The 14,380-nt window shown below is 53.2% G+C and carries 12 protein-coding genes; 9 read left to right on the forward strand and 3 right to left on the reverse strand.

Features of this window, described 5'->3' with window-relative positions:
• Nucleotides 1-106 precede the first annotated feature (106 nt).
• Genes OGX90_RS10830 through OGX90_RS10840 form a run of 3 tightly spaced genes read left to right on the forward strand, consistent with a single transcriptional unit; the run spans nucleotide 107 to nucleotide 2,624 of the window.
• Nucleotides 107-1,129, forward strand: coding sequence for a methionine ABC transporter ATP-binding protein (locus OGX90_RS10830; RefSeq protein ID WP_063941515.1), 1,023 nt, complete (start codon nucleotides 107-109; stop codon nucleotides 1,127-1,129).
• Nucleotides 1,122-1,790, forward strand: coding sequence for a methionine ABC transporter permease (locus OGX90_RS10835; protein ID WP_048214308.1), 669 nt, complete (start codon nucleotides 1,122-1,124; stop codon nucleotides 1,788-1,790). Before OGX90_RS10830 ends, OGX90_RS10835 begins: the two co-directional genes overlap by 8 nt.
• A gap of 21 nt (nucleotides 1,791-1,811) precedes the next feature.
• Nucleotides 1,812-2,624, forward strand: a complete 813-nt coding sequence (locus OGX90_RS10840; RefSeq protein ID WP_003029358.1) for a MetQ/NlpA family ABC transporter substrate-binding protein — start codon at nucleotides 1,812-1,814, stop codon at nucleotides 2,622-2,624.
• Between the two features lie 94 nt (nucleotides 2,625-2,718).
• Here the strand turns inward: OGX90_RS10840 and ttrA are convergent, their stop codons facing one another.
• From ttrA to ttrB, 3 genes are read right to left on the reverse strand one after another with little or no spacing between them, the layout of a single operon-like run.
• The gene (gene ttrA / locus OGX90_RS10845; RefSeq protein WP_234692319.1) at nucleotides 2,719-5,784 is read right to left on the reverse strand and encodes a tetrathionate reductase subunit TtrA; all 3,066 of its coding nucleotides are present in this window, start codon (nucleotides 5,782-5,784) and stop codon (nucleotides 2,719-2,721) included.
• A complete protein-coding gene (gene ttrC, locus OGX90_RS10850; protein ID WP_234692318.1) occupies nucleotides 5,777-6,799 on the reverse strand; it encodes a tetrathionate reductase subunit TtrC in 1,023 nt (340 codons plus the stop codon). Before ttrC ends, ttrA begins: the two co-directional genes overlap by 8 nt.
• The gene (gene ttrB / locus OGX90_RS10855) at nucleotides 6,800-7,534 is read right to left on the reverse strand and encodes a tetrathionate reductase subunit TtrB (protein WP_353622332.1); all 735 of its coding nucleotides are present in this window, start codon (nucleotides 7,532-7,534) and stop codon (nucleotides 6,800-6,802) included.
• Between the two features lie 227 nt (nucleotides 7,535-7,761).
• Between ttrB and ttrS the strand changes: the two genes are divergently transcribed.
• From ttrS to OGX90_RS10885, 6 genes are all read left to right on the forward strand, one after another.
• Nucleotides 7,762-9,495 (forward strand): tetrathionate respiration histidine kinase TtrS, encoded by a 1,734-nt coding sequence (gene ttrS, locus OGX90_RS10860; protein ID WP_103014617.1) that lies wholly within the window; start codon nucleotides 7,762-7,764, stop codon nucleotides 9,493-9,495.
• Nucleotides 9,470-10,054, forward strand: coding sequence for a tetrathionate respiration response regulator TtrR (gene ttrR / locus OGX90_RS10865; RefSeq protein ID WP_008784617.1), 585 nt, complete (start codon nucleotides 9,470-9,472; stop codon nucleotides 10,052-10,054). The genes ttrS and ttrR overlap by 26 nt, the downstream gene beginning before the upstream one ends.
• Before the next feature lie 92 nt (nucleotides 10,055-10,146).
• Nucleotides 10,147-10,356: a fumarate hydratase FumD gene (gene fumD / locus OGX90_RS10870; RefSeq protein WP_003029345.1), complete on the forward strand. Its 210-nt coding sequence runs from the start codon at nucleotides 10,147-10,149 to the stop codon at nucleotides 10,354-10,356.
• Between the two features lie 494 nt (nucleotides 10,357-10,850).
• Nucleotides 10,851-11,477 carry a ferredoxin-like protein gene (locus OGX90_RS10875; protein ID WP_003029338.1) on the forward strand — a complete coding sequence of 209 codons (627 nt, stop codon included), beginning with the start codon at nucleotides 10,851-10,853 and terminating at the stop codon, nucleotides 11,475-11,477.
• 120 nt (nucleotides 11,478-11,597) lie between these two features.
• Nucleotides 11,598-13,700 carry an aldehyde ferredoxin oxidoreductase gene (locus tag OGX90_RS10880; RefSeq protein ID WP_234692373.1) on the forward strand — a complete coding sequence of 701 codons (2,103 nt, stop codon included), beginning with the start codon at nucleotides 11,598-11,600 and terminating at the stop codon, nucleotides 13,698-13,700.
• 10 nt (nucleotides 13,701-13,710) lie between these two features.
• Nucleotides 13,711-14,376, forward strand: a complete 666-nt coding sequence (locus tag OGX90_RS10885) for a YdhW family putative oxidoreductase system protein (RefSeq protein ID WP_100272549.1) — start codon at nucleotides 13,711-13,713, stop codon at nucleotides 14,374-14,376.
• Nucleotides 14,377-14,380 lie beyond the last annotated feature (4 nt).

Here is a 14,380-nt window from a genome sequence, read left to right on the forward strand (position 1 = left end):
TTTTAAAAGCCAATTCCACTGATTACACTCGTTTGGACATCCATACTGCTAAACAGCCAAAAGCGCTAGCAGAAGAACAATAAGCAGCAGCGGATACCTAAACGACATGATTGTCCTGAAAAATATTTCGAAAGTGTTTACGCCAGGCAGGCTTGCCATCACCGCTGTCGATAACGTCAACCTGACGGTTGAACAGGGACAGATTTACGGCATTATTGGTTACAGCGGGGCAGGTAAAAGCACCTTAATTCGTTTGCTCAATGGTCTCGAAAAACCAACCTCTGGCAGCGTGACGATTAACGGCCACGATATCTCGGCCGCCAGTGGGGAATCGTTACGCCAGGCGCGACTGAAAATCAGCATGGTGTTTCAACACTTCAATTTGCTGTGGTCGCGGACCGTTAGCGAAAACATTGCGTTCTCTATGCAAATCGCCGGTGCGTCCAAAGCGTCCATCAAAGCGCGGGTTGCTGAACTGATTACGCTGGTTGGGCTGAGCGGTCGTGAAAATGCGTATCCTTCCCAGCTCAGCGGTGGGCAAAAACAGCGTGTAGGAATTGCTCGCGCGCTGGCGAACAATCCAGATGTCCTGCTGTGTGACGAAGCCACCTCGGCGCTGGATCCGCAAACTACCGATCAGATCCTCGATTTACTCCTCGATATAAACCGTCGCTTCAAATTGACCATTGTGCTGATCACTCATGAAATGCACGTGGTACGCAAAATCTGCGATCGCGTCGCGGTAATGGAAAACGGCAAGGTCGTTGAGGAAGGTGATGTGCTCAGCGTCTTTACCCATCCTCAGCAGCCTATTACCCGACAGTTTGTTCGTCAGGTTAGCCAGTACACCGAAGAAGACGAGTTTAATCCGCAGCTGGCAAGCGAGTTGGGTGGGGTGGTTATCAAATTAACCTTTACCGGGCAACGTACCCATCGACCTGTGGTTGGGGAATTGACCCTGCGCTATGGCCTGCCGTTCAACATCTTGCACGGCAAGATGACGCAAACCGCACACGGCGTGTTTGGGCAACTCTGGGTGCACGTGGTGGCCTCTGAGGAACAATTGAACAATATTTTGGCCGACCTGCGCCAGAGCGACATTGAAGGCGAGGTGATTCAACATGGCTGAAGAACTGTTTCCCCATCTGAAGTGGGATCAACTGTTAGCGGCAACCCAGGAAACGCTGTATATGACAGCTCTTTCGGGGGCGGCGACCTTTATTCTGGGCATCGCGCTTGGCCTGGCATTGTTCCTGACAGCGCGCGGCGGATTATTCCCTAATCGCGCGGTATATAGCGCTATTTCGCTGGTGGTGAATATCTTTCGTTCGATCCCATTCATCATTTTGATCGTGCTGCTGATCCCGTTTACCAAAGCGATGGTAGGCACCATTCTCGGCGCCAATGCCGCGTTGCCTGCGCTGATCGTGGGGGCAGCGCCGTTTTATGCGCGTCTGGTCGAAATCGCTCTGCGTGAAGTGGATAAAGGCGTTATTGAAGCGACGCGTTCAATGGGCGCACGACTGAGCACACTTATTTTTCGAGTTTTACTGCCGGAATCCTCTCCTGCTCTGGTGTCCGGGATCACCGTGACGCTAATTGCGTTGGTTAGCTACAGCGCGATGGCAGGGGTAATTGGTGCCGGTGGTTTAGGGAATTTGGCCTATCTGGAAGGATTCCAGCGCAACCACAGCGACGTCACGCTGGTGGCGACGGTGACGATTTTGCTCATTGTCTTCATCATCCAGCTTTGCGGCGATGTGATCACCTCTCTGTTAGATAAACGCTAATAAAATACGGAAACCATTATCATGAAAAAATCACTGACGTTACTCGCCGCAGCAACCTTAAGCGCCCTGAGCTTTGCCTCCTGGGCTGATACTCTGACCGTTGGCGCGTCTAACGTGCCGCATGCGGAGATCCTTGAACAGGCCAAACCGATTTTGGCGAAGCAGGGGATCGATCTGGAGATTAAACCGTTCCAGGATTACATTCTGCCGAACACTGCGCTGGCTGGCCGTGAGATTGACGCCAACTACTTCCAGCATATTCCGTACCTGAACAGCGTGATTAAAGACCATGCAGGCGATAAAACGTATGACTTCGTCAGCGCCGGAGCGATTCATATTGAGCCGATTGGTATCTATTCGAAAAAAGTGAAATCACTTAAAGATCTGCCGGAAGGCGGCAAAGTCATCATGCGTGACGCGGTATCTGAGGAAGGCCGTATTCTGTCGATTTTCGAAAAAGAGGGGGTGATCAAGCTGAAGCCGGGCGTGGATAAAGTAACCGCGCGCATTAGCGATATCGTCGAAAACCCGAAAAAGCTGAAGTTCCTGCCAAACGTGGAAGCCGCGCTGTTACCGCAGATGTATAACAACGACGAAGGCGATGCGGTGGTGATTAACGCCAACTACGCCATCGACGCCGGGCTGGATCCAGTGAAAGATCCTATTGCCGTTGAAAGTGGTGAAAACAACCCGTATGCCAACATCATTACCGTGCATCGTGGCGACGAGAAGAAAAAGGATATCGTAGCGCTGGTTGATGTCCTGCATTCAAAAGAGATCCAGGACTGGATCCGTACTAAATATAAAGGTGCGGTGATCCCGGTAAACAACTAATCTGCTTTTTGCCGGGTGGCGGCAGTGCTTTATCCGGCCTACGACGTCCTGTAGGCCGGGTAAAACGCGTTCGCGATGCCATGCGGCACCAGAGCTACACTCGCTCAATTCTCGCTGGCAACCCCTGACGCACCGACGCACCCGACACCCAGTCAAGCCAGGTATTGGCTACCTGTCGAGTTGGGTCCGCAAAACCCAATTCGTTGAGATTAATCCCCGACTTAATCTGCTCATCAAACGCCATCGGCTCACCGTCGAGGGTATGCCGTGCCGCGCCCATTTCTTTATGCCCGTAACCATGCTCGATGGCGATAACACCCGGCATGACGCCATGCAGCAGGCTTATCTGCGCTTGTGCCTGACCACCGGGGGTGGTGATACGCACGATATCGCCGTGTGCTAAACCATACCGCTGACCATCCTGTGGATTAAGCGCCACCAGATTAACCGGCTTCAGATGATGAAGGCGTGGGATAACCGCCGTGGCGCTGGACATGGTATTGGATTTAAAGGAAATCAGTTTCAACGGCCACTCTTGTTCCGGGAACAACTCCTCGACCGCACGTCCATCTGACAGACGTGAAGGATACCAGGCCGGGCAGCCGCTGAAGCGCTCGCCGGTAATCGCATGGCGGTGCGCGGCGACGTTCGCATTCCAGATTTGGAGCGGTTTTTCCCAGGCATTGCCGACGCGGTTATCAACTCGCCCGCTGTTGTCCGGCGCAAAGCGCCCGCCGCGGGAGTAGATAAACGCCACTCGGCTGATTTCATCGGTTTTCAACGTTTGGGTCATCACAGGCATGATCCGCTGGACCCCAGTCAGCGCTATGTCTTCCGGCTGTGCTTCTGCAACCGGAGCTTTGCCCATAAACGCAATATTGGCCGCGAGACGCAGGTAGTAATCTTCCGCACGGTTTAACGGGTAGTGATTACCTTGCGGATCGGTAATTGCATTGTCGCCGAATCCAGGTAGCCCGATGCGCTTTGCCACTGCGATACAGAAAGACTCCATCGAGGCCGGTTGACCGTCAGCCGTGAGGCTGGTCGCCGATCTGACAACTGGCCAACGCGCAGTGGTGGCTTTGCTGGCCACGCCCGCCCACGGAGCGCTGAATCCCCAGCTTTCGAAGTTGTGGGTATCCGGCACGATGTAATCTGCCAGCGCCGTGGTTTCGTTCATAAAGGCGTCAATGGCAATAAACAGCGGCAGACGAGCAGGATCCTTGAGCTTTTCTTCCGCCACGCCGCGTATCCCCGCAATGCCGTAAAACGGGTTGGTCATGTTGGAGATCCAGGCTTTCAGCGGATAAGGGTAACCTTCAAGCGCCGAGACGAGGAGTTCGGTAAGCTGACCGGCGACAAACGGATACCACGGCGCTTTAGCCGGGAAGGGCGATTGCCCGGCAGCCACCTTATTGCGGTACTCTTCCGAAGACTCATAAGCGGTTTTACTGCGCGCGATGCTTAACCCTTTCGGTTTTACCTTCCCGGCGAAGCTGTCCATGTTGTAGCGCGGACCGTCGGTGGCGCCATTAAATTTGCCGCCGCCGACGAACACGCCGCCTTCAAGGCTGAGGTTACCAATAAGCGCATTGAGCATCATTACCGACCAGGCGTTATAAAATCCATTACCTGCCATCATACCGCCGTGCGTGATCACTGCCGCTTTACGCCCGTGGCGGGTGAATGCGTCGGCCAGAGCGGCAATGTCTGCTTCTGACACCCCACACTGCTGGCTGTACTGCGTTAGCGACAGTTTCTCTGCGGACTCACGCAGACACTGGAAGCTGCTTTTTACTGTTACTGTCTGCCCGTCGGCCAGCGTCACTTCACGGGTAACAAACAGCTGAGCGCGCGGGCAACTGCTGGCGGCGACAATCTCACCGGCCTCGTTGACGACCACCGGCTCCTGGGCTGCGTTTGCACTCAGATGGGCGAGGGTCAGGTGCTGTCCGGCAAGCGTTGGAATTTCATCGGTAATCACCAGATGCGTAGCGTTAGTCCAGCTTTTTTCTCCAGCCTGCTGCATGGCCTGCACACCGGGAATGGCGAGATAATCAGCGTTATAGCGTTGTTCATCGATAATCCAGCTTATCATTCCCATAGCCAGCGCGGAGTCGCTTCCCGGTCGTACGGGTTGCCAGTGGCCGCGATCGTCAGCCAGCACCGTGGTTAATGGCAGGGCTGGCGCCACCACAACATAGCGGAAGTCGTCACGTAAACGGGCGCTGGCCAATTGGCGGGCCTGGCGCTTAAACGGGTTGCCGGATTGCGCCGGAGAGGTGCCCATAAACAGCGCGAATTCGACGTTATCCCAGTCGGGTTTCACGTGGGTATTTTTATCCAGATCGCCCATTAACGCGCCGGAACCGGCCCGATAGGCCAGGCCGCAGTAAGCGCCATGAGCACCGAAGTTTTTACTGCCGAAACTGTTCAGTGCGAAGCGACGTAAAAAGGTATCACGTCCTTCATCGCTGGTATTGGTGACCAGCAGTTGATTGGATTTTGGGCCAAAGCCGGGATGTTTCGCATCAAGCGGTGTAGTGGGATCGTGGATAGCTCTCAGACCATCAACGTGGCCTTCACCAAACAAATCGCCACCTTCCACCACCTCTTTGATCAGCTGTTCGAAGCTGATGCGCTGCCATTTTCCCTCACCGCGTTTACCGACACGCTTCATAGGCTCCAGAATACGTAGCGGGCTGTACAGACCTTCGAGTAAGGTTGCGCCACGGGCGCAGGCGGTGGAACGTGCGTCAAGACCTGACTCCCCGGCCAATTGTTCCATTGCCGTGGCAAAGGGGACGGAGGCGTCTATATGGTGCTCGTGCGACAACGGATGATAAGGGTTGCCCGCAATGCGCAGCACTTTGCCTTGCTCAGTGTCAACGCGAACCCGTACACCACACTGCGTCCAGCAACCAAAGCACTGCGTCATCGAGATCACCTGCTGCGGGTTTTGCTGCCAGTGAGGCCGGGCGTTGGCTTCTGGGATTAGCGCGTTGGCAAAAATGCGGTCACGGGTAATTTTGCCCGAGGTTCCGTCCAACAAACCGTCTATCGCGCGCTTTGCCACATCCCGATAACTCAGGCCAAAAGTCACCATGCCACCTACGGCAAGGCCCACTTTAAGCCACTGACGACGGGTTAAATTAGCCATGTTGCATTCTCCTTGCGATCGCGTTCAGGGCTTCACGAACAATAATAATCAGTGCTATCCACAGGCCGAAGGTACCCACAATAGCCAGCCAGCCATCGGTGCCGCCGGGCAGGGTATAGGGATTAAACTGCGCGTTAAATTTCGGTACGGTCTGCACCTGGATGAGTAACGTCCAGCGCATTAGCCAGCACAGCGCCATAGCGCTAAAAGCGAGTAATATGCGCAGCGGTAGCGATAAGGGGTAACGTACAACCAACCCGCAAAGAGCAAGCGAAACAAGCCATAGCGCAACCCAACCGATAGCGTAGTGTTGTGCTGAAGAGGCAACATCCAGCCACTGACGGATAGCCGAACCGGAAAGCGTATTTCCACTCGCCCAGATCGCCACCACGATAGCCAGCGCGATCAACGTGACCATTTGCCCCCACGCTAGCTTACGCGGTAGTGCGTCCTTGTTATTTGTCGTGGCAATAAGCAGGGCAAGAAATGTTTGCAGCGCGCTGAGGAACATCGCAACCGGAAAGGCGTAACTGAACCAAATGGGACGCGCCTGTACCACCGACACTTCACGGCCGGTGTAAACCAGCAATCCGATGGCGGACAGCGCGCTACCAAGCGCTAACCATTTTGTGACACTGTAACTTTTTAGCGTTAGCCGTTTCACATGCTGCGCCAGAAACCACAGACCTAAAAAACCGGTAAACAGCGGTAAAAACAGCGCGCCCCACGGCATCCAGGACCATGGCGTCGGATACGCATAGAAGTGCCAGACGCGGGCGGTTTGGTGTAGATCAGCGGTCAGCGCCAGTGGCGCGGTAATCGCGCAGGTCAGGGCAATCAACAGCGTCAGATTCTCCAGGTCTGCCGTTTCTTTTTTGCGCCAGTGAAGAACGCAGGCGAATAGCGCGGCGCAGGCGGCAATGCCGATGAAAAAAAAGTATTGTACGGCCCAGGGTAACCAGCTTACGTCCTGGGGATGGGCCAGAACCTCGTCGATAATCAGTGAATGGTTCATTTAAACCTCCTGCCAGAGAGCGGGTTGAGCTCGTCCCATCAATGGGGTGACAAACGCCTCATCCAGTCCCAGATAGAACACGTGAGGAGACGTACCGCTTTCCGGCTTCAGGACTTTGATGGCGTCATGGTGTTCATGCAGCATTTGTGAAATGCGGCTGTGCGGATCTTTAATATCGCCAATGATGCGCGCGCCGCCGACACAGGATTCCACACAGGCCGGGAGCAGCCCCGCTTCTAGGCGGTGAACGCAAAAGGTACATTTATCGGCGGTTTGCGTTTCATGGTTGATGAATCGCGCATCATAAGGGCAGGCCTGCACGCAATAGGCGCAGCCCACGCAGCGTGTGTTGTCGACCACCACAATGCCGTCTTCGCGTTGGAAAGTGGCTTGTACCGGGCAAACGGGCACGCAAGGGGGATTATCACAATGGTTGCACAGTCGCGGCAGCAGGACGTTGGTAACGCTTTGCTGGCCTTCAATCTGTACTTGATACTGGTTGACGAGGGTACGAAATTCGCCCTGTGGCGTCTGGTTTTCAATGGCGCAACTGACGGTACAGGCCTGGCAGCCGATACAGCGTCGCAGGTCAACCAGCATGGCGTAGCGATGCTGTTGTGAGCCTTCGTGGCGTTCAGGCGAAAAGGGAAATTGCGCCTGAGCCAGCGGAACCAGTGATGCGCCAGCGGTCAGGATGCCCAGTTGCTGGAGAAACTGCCGTTTACTGCTGTCCATATTTTCTCCCGTCACGATGCAACAACGAAACATTGGTCACGCCGTTGATTTGCGTGTGATGAATAAAGAATCTCAATGATTTACAGTGTAAAAATCGTGACGGGGTATACTCTATTGTGGTTAACCACATACCCGGCTTGTTGTTGATCTAAAACAACATAATTGACAGGGACAATTGAGTGGGACGCAACGTAGTAAGATGTCTGACGGTGCTGGCGTCGCTGTGGATGCTAAGCGGCGCGGTCAGGGCGCAGACATGGAACATTGGCGTTTTGGCGATGCGCGGGGAGGTTTCAACACGTAATCACTGGCAGCCGCTGGAAACCTTGTTGAATCAGCAAATCCCCGGTGAGCAGTTTCATATTCAACCGCTGGACCTGCGGCAGATGCAGGAGGCGGTGAATCGTGGAACGGTACACTTTGTGGTCACCAATCCGGCGCAGTTTGTCCAGCTTAACAGCCGCTCAGCGCTACGCTGGCTGGCGTCGTTACGCTCCACCCGTGGTGGGAAAGCCACCAGTAACGTGATTGGCAGCGCCATTCTCGTCAGGCGCGACAGTGGGTTAACCTCCGCACACGATCTGATCGGCAAAACGGTTGGCGCCATTGATGCTCAGGCGTTTGGCGGCTATTTGCTGGGATATAAAGCGCTCAGTGATGCCGGTCTGCGCCCTGAACGTGATTTACGTCTGACGTTTACCGGATTTCCCGCCGATGCCTTACTCTATTTATTACGTGAAAAAGCCGTGCAGGCGGTGATCGTGCCGGTGTGCCTGCTGGAAAAAATGGATGAAGAAGGCCTCATCCGTAAAACCGATTTTATGACCGTGTTGAATCATCCGACTTCAATTCCCTGTTTAACCAGTACGCCGCTCTATCCGGACTGGTCATTTGCCGCACTACCTGCAGTAAGTGACGAGCTGGCCGATCGCGTTACGCGGGTACTGTTCAATGCACCGCAAAACGCGACGTTTCGCTGGGGCGCGCCCGCCTCGACCCGTGAAGTAGAAGCGTTGCTGCGCGACGTCCGACAGCATCCGCAGCAGCGTCAGCTGTGGCTGGATGTCAAAAGCTGGTTTATTCAACACCGACTGGCGATGGGGGGCGTGGTCATCGTATTGCTGTTGCTTACGCTCAATTACATCTGGGTGATGCTGTTGGTTCGCCGACGTGGCAGGCAGCTGGAGCGGAACAACGTGTTGTTGCACAAACAGGAACAGGCGCTGGAGACTGCCCGCCAAATGAGCGTGCTGGGGGAGATGACCTCCGGTTTTGCCCATGAACTCAATCAGCCGTTGTCTGCTATCCGTCATTATGCCCAAGGCTGTCTAATTCGCCTGCGTGGTCAGGATGAGCAGCATCCGTTGCTGCCCGCGCTTGAGCACATAGACGCCCAGGCACAGCGAGGAGCCGATACGCTGCGCAATCTCCGGCAGTGGGTCAGCCAGGCACAGGGCAATCCGGTACTCTCCGATGACTGGCAAGCCATCAACGTTCACGATGCTATCCATCACGTCTGGCAATTACTGCGCATGCCCCAGCAATTCCCGGCGGTAACGCTGCACACGCAGGTTAGCAAGGCGTTAACGTTGATGCTGCCAAGCGTTCTTCTTGAGCAGGTGCTGGCTAATCTGGTACTCAATGCCGCCCAGGCAGGCGCTACGACGGTATGGTTTAGCGCCCTGCACAAGGATGGCGGCGTGCGTATTCAGGTGCAGGATAATGCCGGAGGCATTGACGAGGCTCAGTTGTATCAGGCGTTTCAGCCGTTTATGACCACCCGTAAAGAAGGTATGGGACTAGGACTGGCCATTTGTCAGCGACTGGTGCGCTACGCAAACGGAGATATTGAGATCAAAAATCAGCAGGCCCCGGACGGTAAAGCGGGGGCGAGAGTGACATTGTATTTTAAGCCAAATCAGGAAGGAGGCCGTAGTGGCGATAATTCATCTGCTGGATGACGACATTGCCGTTACCCAGGCCTGTGCGTTTTTATTGGAAAGTCTGGGATATGAAGTGTCTTGCTGGGAGCAAGGCGAGAAATTCCTCGCCGAGGCAAATTTGCACCAGGTGGGCGTACTACTGCTGGATATGCGTATGCCGGTACTGGATGGGCACGCTGTGCATGAAATCATGCGTCAGAAAGCAAGTACGCTGGCGGTGGTCTTTCTCACCGGGCACGGCGATGTGCCGATGGCGGTTGAGCAAATGAAACGTGGCGCGGTCGATTTTTTGCAAAAACCCGTGTCAGCCGTGCCGCTTCAGGCGGCATTAGAACATGCCTTGCAGGTCTCGGCAGCGGCGTTCTCGCGACAAGAGATCATCTCATGCTACCAACAACTTACGCCAAAAGAACGGGAACTGGCGCATCTGGTAGCAAAAGGGTTAATGAATCGGGAAATTGCTGATGCCATGAATATTGCCGTGCGTACGGTTGAAGTGCACCGGGCGCGGGTGATGGAAAAAATGCAGGCAGGAAGTCTTGCTGAGCTCGTTAATCGACTTCAGAGAGTTCAGTAGAATGATGACATTTATTTGATTTTCATTGAATTTTGTCTAAATCCTCAGAGTGATATATGCTGTTGGTTTGAGTTAATGACGAGCGGGCAAAAATGGGAAATCAGACGAAAGACGACGAGTTGTACCGTGAAATGTGCAGAGTAGTCGGTAAAGTAGTGCTGGAAATGCGCGATCTGGGACAAGAACCTAAGCATATCGTCATTGCGGGAGTACTGAGAACCACCCTTGCTAACCAGCGCGTGAAGCGCAGTGAGTTAGAAAAACAGGCTATTGAGACCGTAATTAAAGCATTGGCCGGTTAATTCATAAAAAGAGGACCGCAGAAATTTTTTGCCGTCCTCTTATTCTCGATACGTTAATCTATCAATCTATATAATTTATCTCCGTTAATAATTGGTTGTAGAGAACTATAAATCGATATGTATTTATTTATATATCGGTGGCCGTGCAATATTATATTTGGGAGAGGGTTCACAAATATTTGTAATTTAAATGGGCTGCTATTTCACTCCATTTCTTAATGATAATAAATCTCACTCCGCATTAATTATATCCCTTCCGTTTTTTAATTGATGACGATCAAGACTATGTATGCTGAATAACCACATTATTTCTGCGCCTAACCCTAAAGGATTAGATTCATTCAGTTTAACCACCGTCATTTACGCGATCAGGTTAGGGCAAAAATTTACGTGTTGTTGGCAACATTAACCGCCCGATATGGCTTGAGCTGCGCTGGTTTAAATTAGCCTGGATGTGTTGCTACCACAGCATTTGCGAAGAGGATGCGAAATAAATGAACCAGGTTGATCGTCCATTTTTAGATTGTGGTTTAACGCGACTAGAATTCCTGCGGATATCAGGGAAAGGACTGGCGGGATTAACGATTGCCCCCGCGCTGTTATCCCTATTTGGTTGTAAGCAGGAAGATGTCGATAGTGGGACCGTGGGGCTTATCAATACGCCGAAAGGGGTTCTGGTGACCCAGCGAGCCCGCTGTACGGGCTGTCACCGCTGTGAAATATCCTGTACCAATTATAACGATGGTGCCGTAGGGACCTTCTTTTCCCGGATAAAAATCCATCGCAATTTCTTCTTTGGCGATGATGGCGTCGGGTCCGGTGGTGGGCTGTATGGCGATTTAAACTATACCGCTGATACCTGCCGACAATGTAAAGATCCGCAGTGCATGAAGGTCTGCCCAATTGGTGCAATTACCTGGAAACAAGAAGACGGTTGTATTGCGGTGGACCACAAACGCTGTATTGGCTGTAGCGCGTGTACCACAGCCTGCCCGTGGATGATGGCGACCGTAAATACCGAAACGAAAAAATCCTCAAAATGTGTGTTATGCGGAGAATGCGCCAATGCTTGTCCGACTGGGGCATTAAAAATTATCGAGTGGAAAGATATTACTGTTTGATAGATAACAGGCATACCTGATTCGCGCCATTAATTGCCAAAAATACTGCAGTTTTAGATCAAAAAGCTGCCTGAAGAATGGCGGGTATATCTATTAAACCTTCTTGCAAAGGAAAACATGATGGCTAATGGTTGGACAGGTAATATTTTACGGGTCAATCTCACCACGGGTAATATCACCCTTGAAGATTCCAGTAAATTTAAAAAATTTGTCGGTGGGATGGGCTTTGGTTATAAAATTATGTACGACGAAGTCCCGCCAGGCACCATGCCTTTTGATGAAGGGAATAAACTGGTTTTTGCCACCGGACCATTGACGGGGTCAGGCGCTCCCTGTAGCTCCCGCGTCAATATCACCTCCTTATCGACGTTTACCAAAGGTAACTTAGTCGTAGATGCCCATATGGGCGGTTTCTTTGCTGCACAAATGAAATTCGCCGGTTACGACGCCATTATTATTGAAGGCAAGTCCGCATCACCGGTCTGGATCAACATCAAAGACGATAAAGTCAGCATCGAAAAAGCCGATTTCTTGTGGGGCAAGGGGACTCGCGCCACAACCGAAGAGATTTGCCGGATTACCAGCCCTGAAACCTGCGTTGCCGCTATTGGGCAGGCGGGTGAGAATCTGGTGCCACTGTCCTGCATGATCAACAGCCGCAACCACAGCGGCGGTGCAGGTACGGGTGCGGTGATGGGTTCTAAAAACCTGAAGGCCATTGCGGTAGAAGGGACCAAAGGCGTCAACATTGCCGATCGTAAAGAGATGAAGCGTCTCAATGACTACATGATGACCGAGCTTATCGGCGCCAACAACAACCACGTTGTGCCAAGCACCCCGCAGGCCTGGGCAGAATACTCTTCGCCAAACTCGCGCTGGACAGCCCGTAAGGGACTTTTCTGGGGCGCGGCAGAAGGGGGGCCAATCGAAACCGGTGAAATCCCGCCGGGCAACCAAAATACGGTGGGTTTCCGTACCTATAAATCGGTGTTCGATCTGGGTCCAGCCGCAGAAAAATACACGGTCAAAATGAGCGGCTGCCATTCATGCCCTATTCGTTGTATGTCGCAGCTCAATGTCCCGCGGGTGAAGGATTTTGGCGTGCCGAGTACCGGCGGCAACACCTGCGTGGCGAACTTTGTTCACACCACCATTTTCCCCAATGGCCCGAAAGATTTTGACGATAAAGACGATGGGCGAGTCGTAGGGAACCTGATCGGACTGAACCTGTTTGACGATTACGGTATCTGGTGTAACTACGGCCAGCTGCACCGTGACTTTACCTACTGTTATTCGAAAGGCGTCTTTAAACGCGTGCTGCCAGCCGAAGAGTACGCGGAGATCCGTTGGGATCAACTGGAGGCGGGCGATCCTAACTTTATCAAAGATTTTTACTATCGACTGGCGCATCGCGTGGGGGAACTCAGTCATCTTGCGGACGGCTCGTATGCCATTGCTGAACGCTGGGATTTGGGCGAAGAGTACTGGGGTTATGCCAAAAATAAACTGTGGTCGCCGTTTGGTTTTCCGGTCCATCATGCAAACGAAGCCTCAGCGCAGGTGGGGGCGATCACCAACTGTATGTTTAACCGTGACTGTATGGCGCACACCCATATCAACTTCATCGGTTCCGGTTTGCCGCTGAAATTACAGCGCGAAGTGGCGGGCGAGTTATTTGGGTCGCAGGACGCCTACGACGAGACCAAAAACTATACCCCAATCAATGCCGCCAAGATCAAATATGCCAAATGGACGCTGCTGAAAGTCTGCCTGCATAACGCGGTTACGCTGTGTAACTGGGTTTGGCCGATGACGGTTTCACCACTCAAGAGCCGCAACTATCGCGGAGATTTGGATCTGGAAGCGAAATTCTTCCAGGCTGTCACCGGTGATGAAACCACGCAGGCGAGTCTGGACCTGGCCGCTGAACGCATCTTTACCCTGCATCGTGCCTATACGGTCAAACTGATGCAAACCAGAGATATGCGTAATGAACACGATCTCATCTGCTCCTGGGTGTTTGATAAAGACCCGAAAATTCCGGTCTTCACCGAAGGCACCGACAAGATGGACAGGGAGGATATGCGTCAGTCACTGACGATGTTCTATCAGGAAATGGGCTGGGATCCCGAGTTGGGTTGCCCAACGCGCGAAACCCTGAACCGACTCGGACTTGAAGACGTGGCAGCCGATTTGGCTGCGCAGGATCTGTTGCCAGCGTAAGGAACGCGAGATGACTAACGTGAGCAACGTTCAGGCACCCGTTGGGGCGCTTCCTGACGAGGTTGATAGCCAAAAGAGACACTGGCTACAGGCGTTTCACCCGCCGGTCGAGCAGGTGACTGCGCCGCAGGTTCAGGAAGCCGCCAGCCCGGAGTCGATTGTGGCAGATTTTATCCGCCAGCATTCGGCATCGGGGCACCTGGTGGCGCGCAGCGTGTTTCTGCAGCCACCTTATTCGGTCCCTGAAGCCGATCTCTCCGCGCTGCTGGATGTGCTGTGCCAGGACGCGAATAACGCGGATATCACCCGTGTGCAGGGTGCGGAAGATGTCTATTTCTACTCAACGCAAACCATGACGGCAAACTACGCCGGCATGTGCGTGCAGGTGGTGGAAAACGACATCTGCCGTGCGATTGCTGAGGCGGTACGCTTCGACTGTCAAACGTATCCTCGCCCCTATAAGGTCGCCATGTTGACGCAACCGCCGTACAGCTTTGAGTCTCAGCAGATTTCAGCGGCGCTAACGGCCATGGAAACGCACCCTGATTACGCAGATATACGTACTGTGGAATCGTCAAATGCGGAGCCTTATTTGTTCAGCGAACGTTTTATGAGTTATGGCAAAGCGTACGGCCTGTGTGAATGGCTTGAGGTTGAGCAGTATCAGAACCCCTGAATTC

Origin of the sequence: Citrobacter sp. Cpo012 (assembly GCF_030333015.1) — a bacterium.
Taxonomy (GTDB): domain Bacteria; phylum Pseudomonadota; class Gammaproteobacteria; order Enterobacterales; family Enterobacteriaceae; genus Citrobacter; species Citrobacter portucalensis.

Excerpts from the sequence above, each read along its gene's own strand:
- ttrB (WP_353622332.1), bottom strand. The coding sequence starts at position 7,534 with ATGGACAGCAGTAAACGGCAGTTTCTCCAGCAACTGGGCATCCTGACC.
- OGX90_RS10880 (WP_234692373.1), top strand. The coding sequence starts at position 11,598 with ATGGCTAATGGTTGGACAGGTAATATTTTACGGGTCAATCTCACCACG.
- ttrS (WP_103014617.1), top strand. The coding sequence starts at position 7,762 with ATGCTAAGCGGCGCGGTCAGGGCGCAGACATGGAACATTGGCGTTTTG.
- ttrC (WP_234692318.1), bottom strand. The coding sequence starts at position 6,799 with ATGAACCATTCACTGATTATCGACGAGGTTCTGGCCCATCCCCAGGAC.
- OGX90_RS10830 (WP_063941515.1), top strand. The coding sequence starts at position 107 with ATGATTGTCCTGAAAAATATTTCGAAAGTGTTTACGCCAGGCAGGCTT.
- OGX90_RS10840 (WP_003029358.1), top strand. The coding sequence starts at position 1,812 with ATGAAAAAATCACTGACGTTACTCGCCGCAGCAACCTTAAGCGCCCTG.
- fumD (WP_003029345.1), top strand. The coding sequence starts at position 10,147 with ATGGGAAATCAGACGAAAGACGACGAGTTGTACCGTGAAATGTGCAGA.
- OGX90_RS10875 (WP_003029338.1), top strand. The coding sequence starts at position 10,851 with ATGAACCAGGTTGATCGTCCATTTTTAGATTGTGGTTTAACGCGACTA.
- OGX90_RS10885 (WP_100272549.1), top strand. The coding sequence starts at position 13,711 with ATGACTAACGTGAGCAACGTTCAGGCACCCGTTGGGGCGCTTCCTGAC.
- ttrA (WP_234692319.1), bottom strand. The coding sequence starts at position 5,784 with ATGGCTAATTTAACCCGTCGTCAGTGGCTTAAAGTGGGCCTTGCCGTA.
- OGX90_RS10835 (WP_048214308.1), top strand. The coding sequence starts at position 1,122 with ATGGCTGAAGAACTGTTTCCCCATCTGAAGTGGGATCAACTGTTAGCG.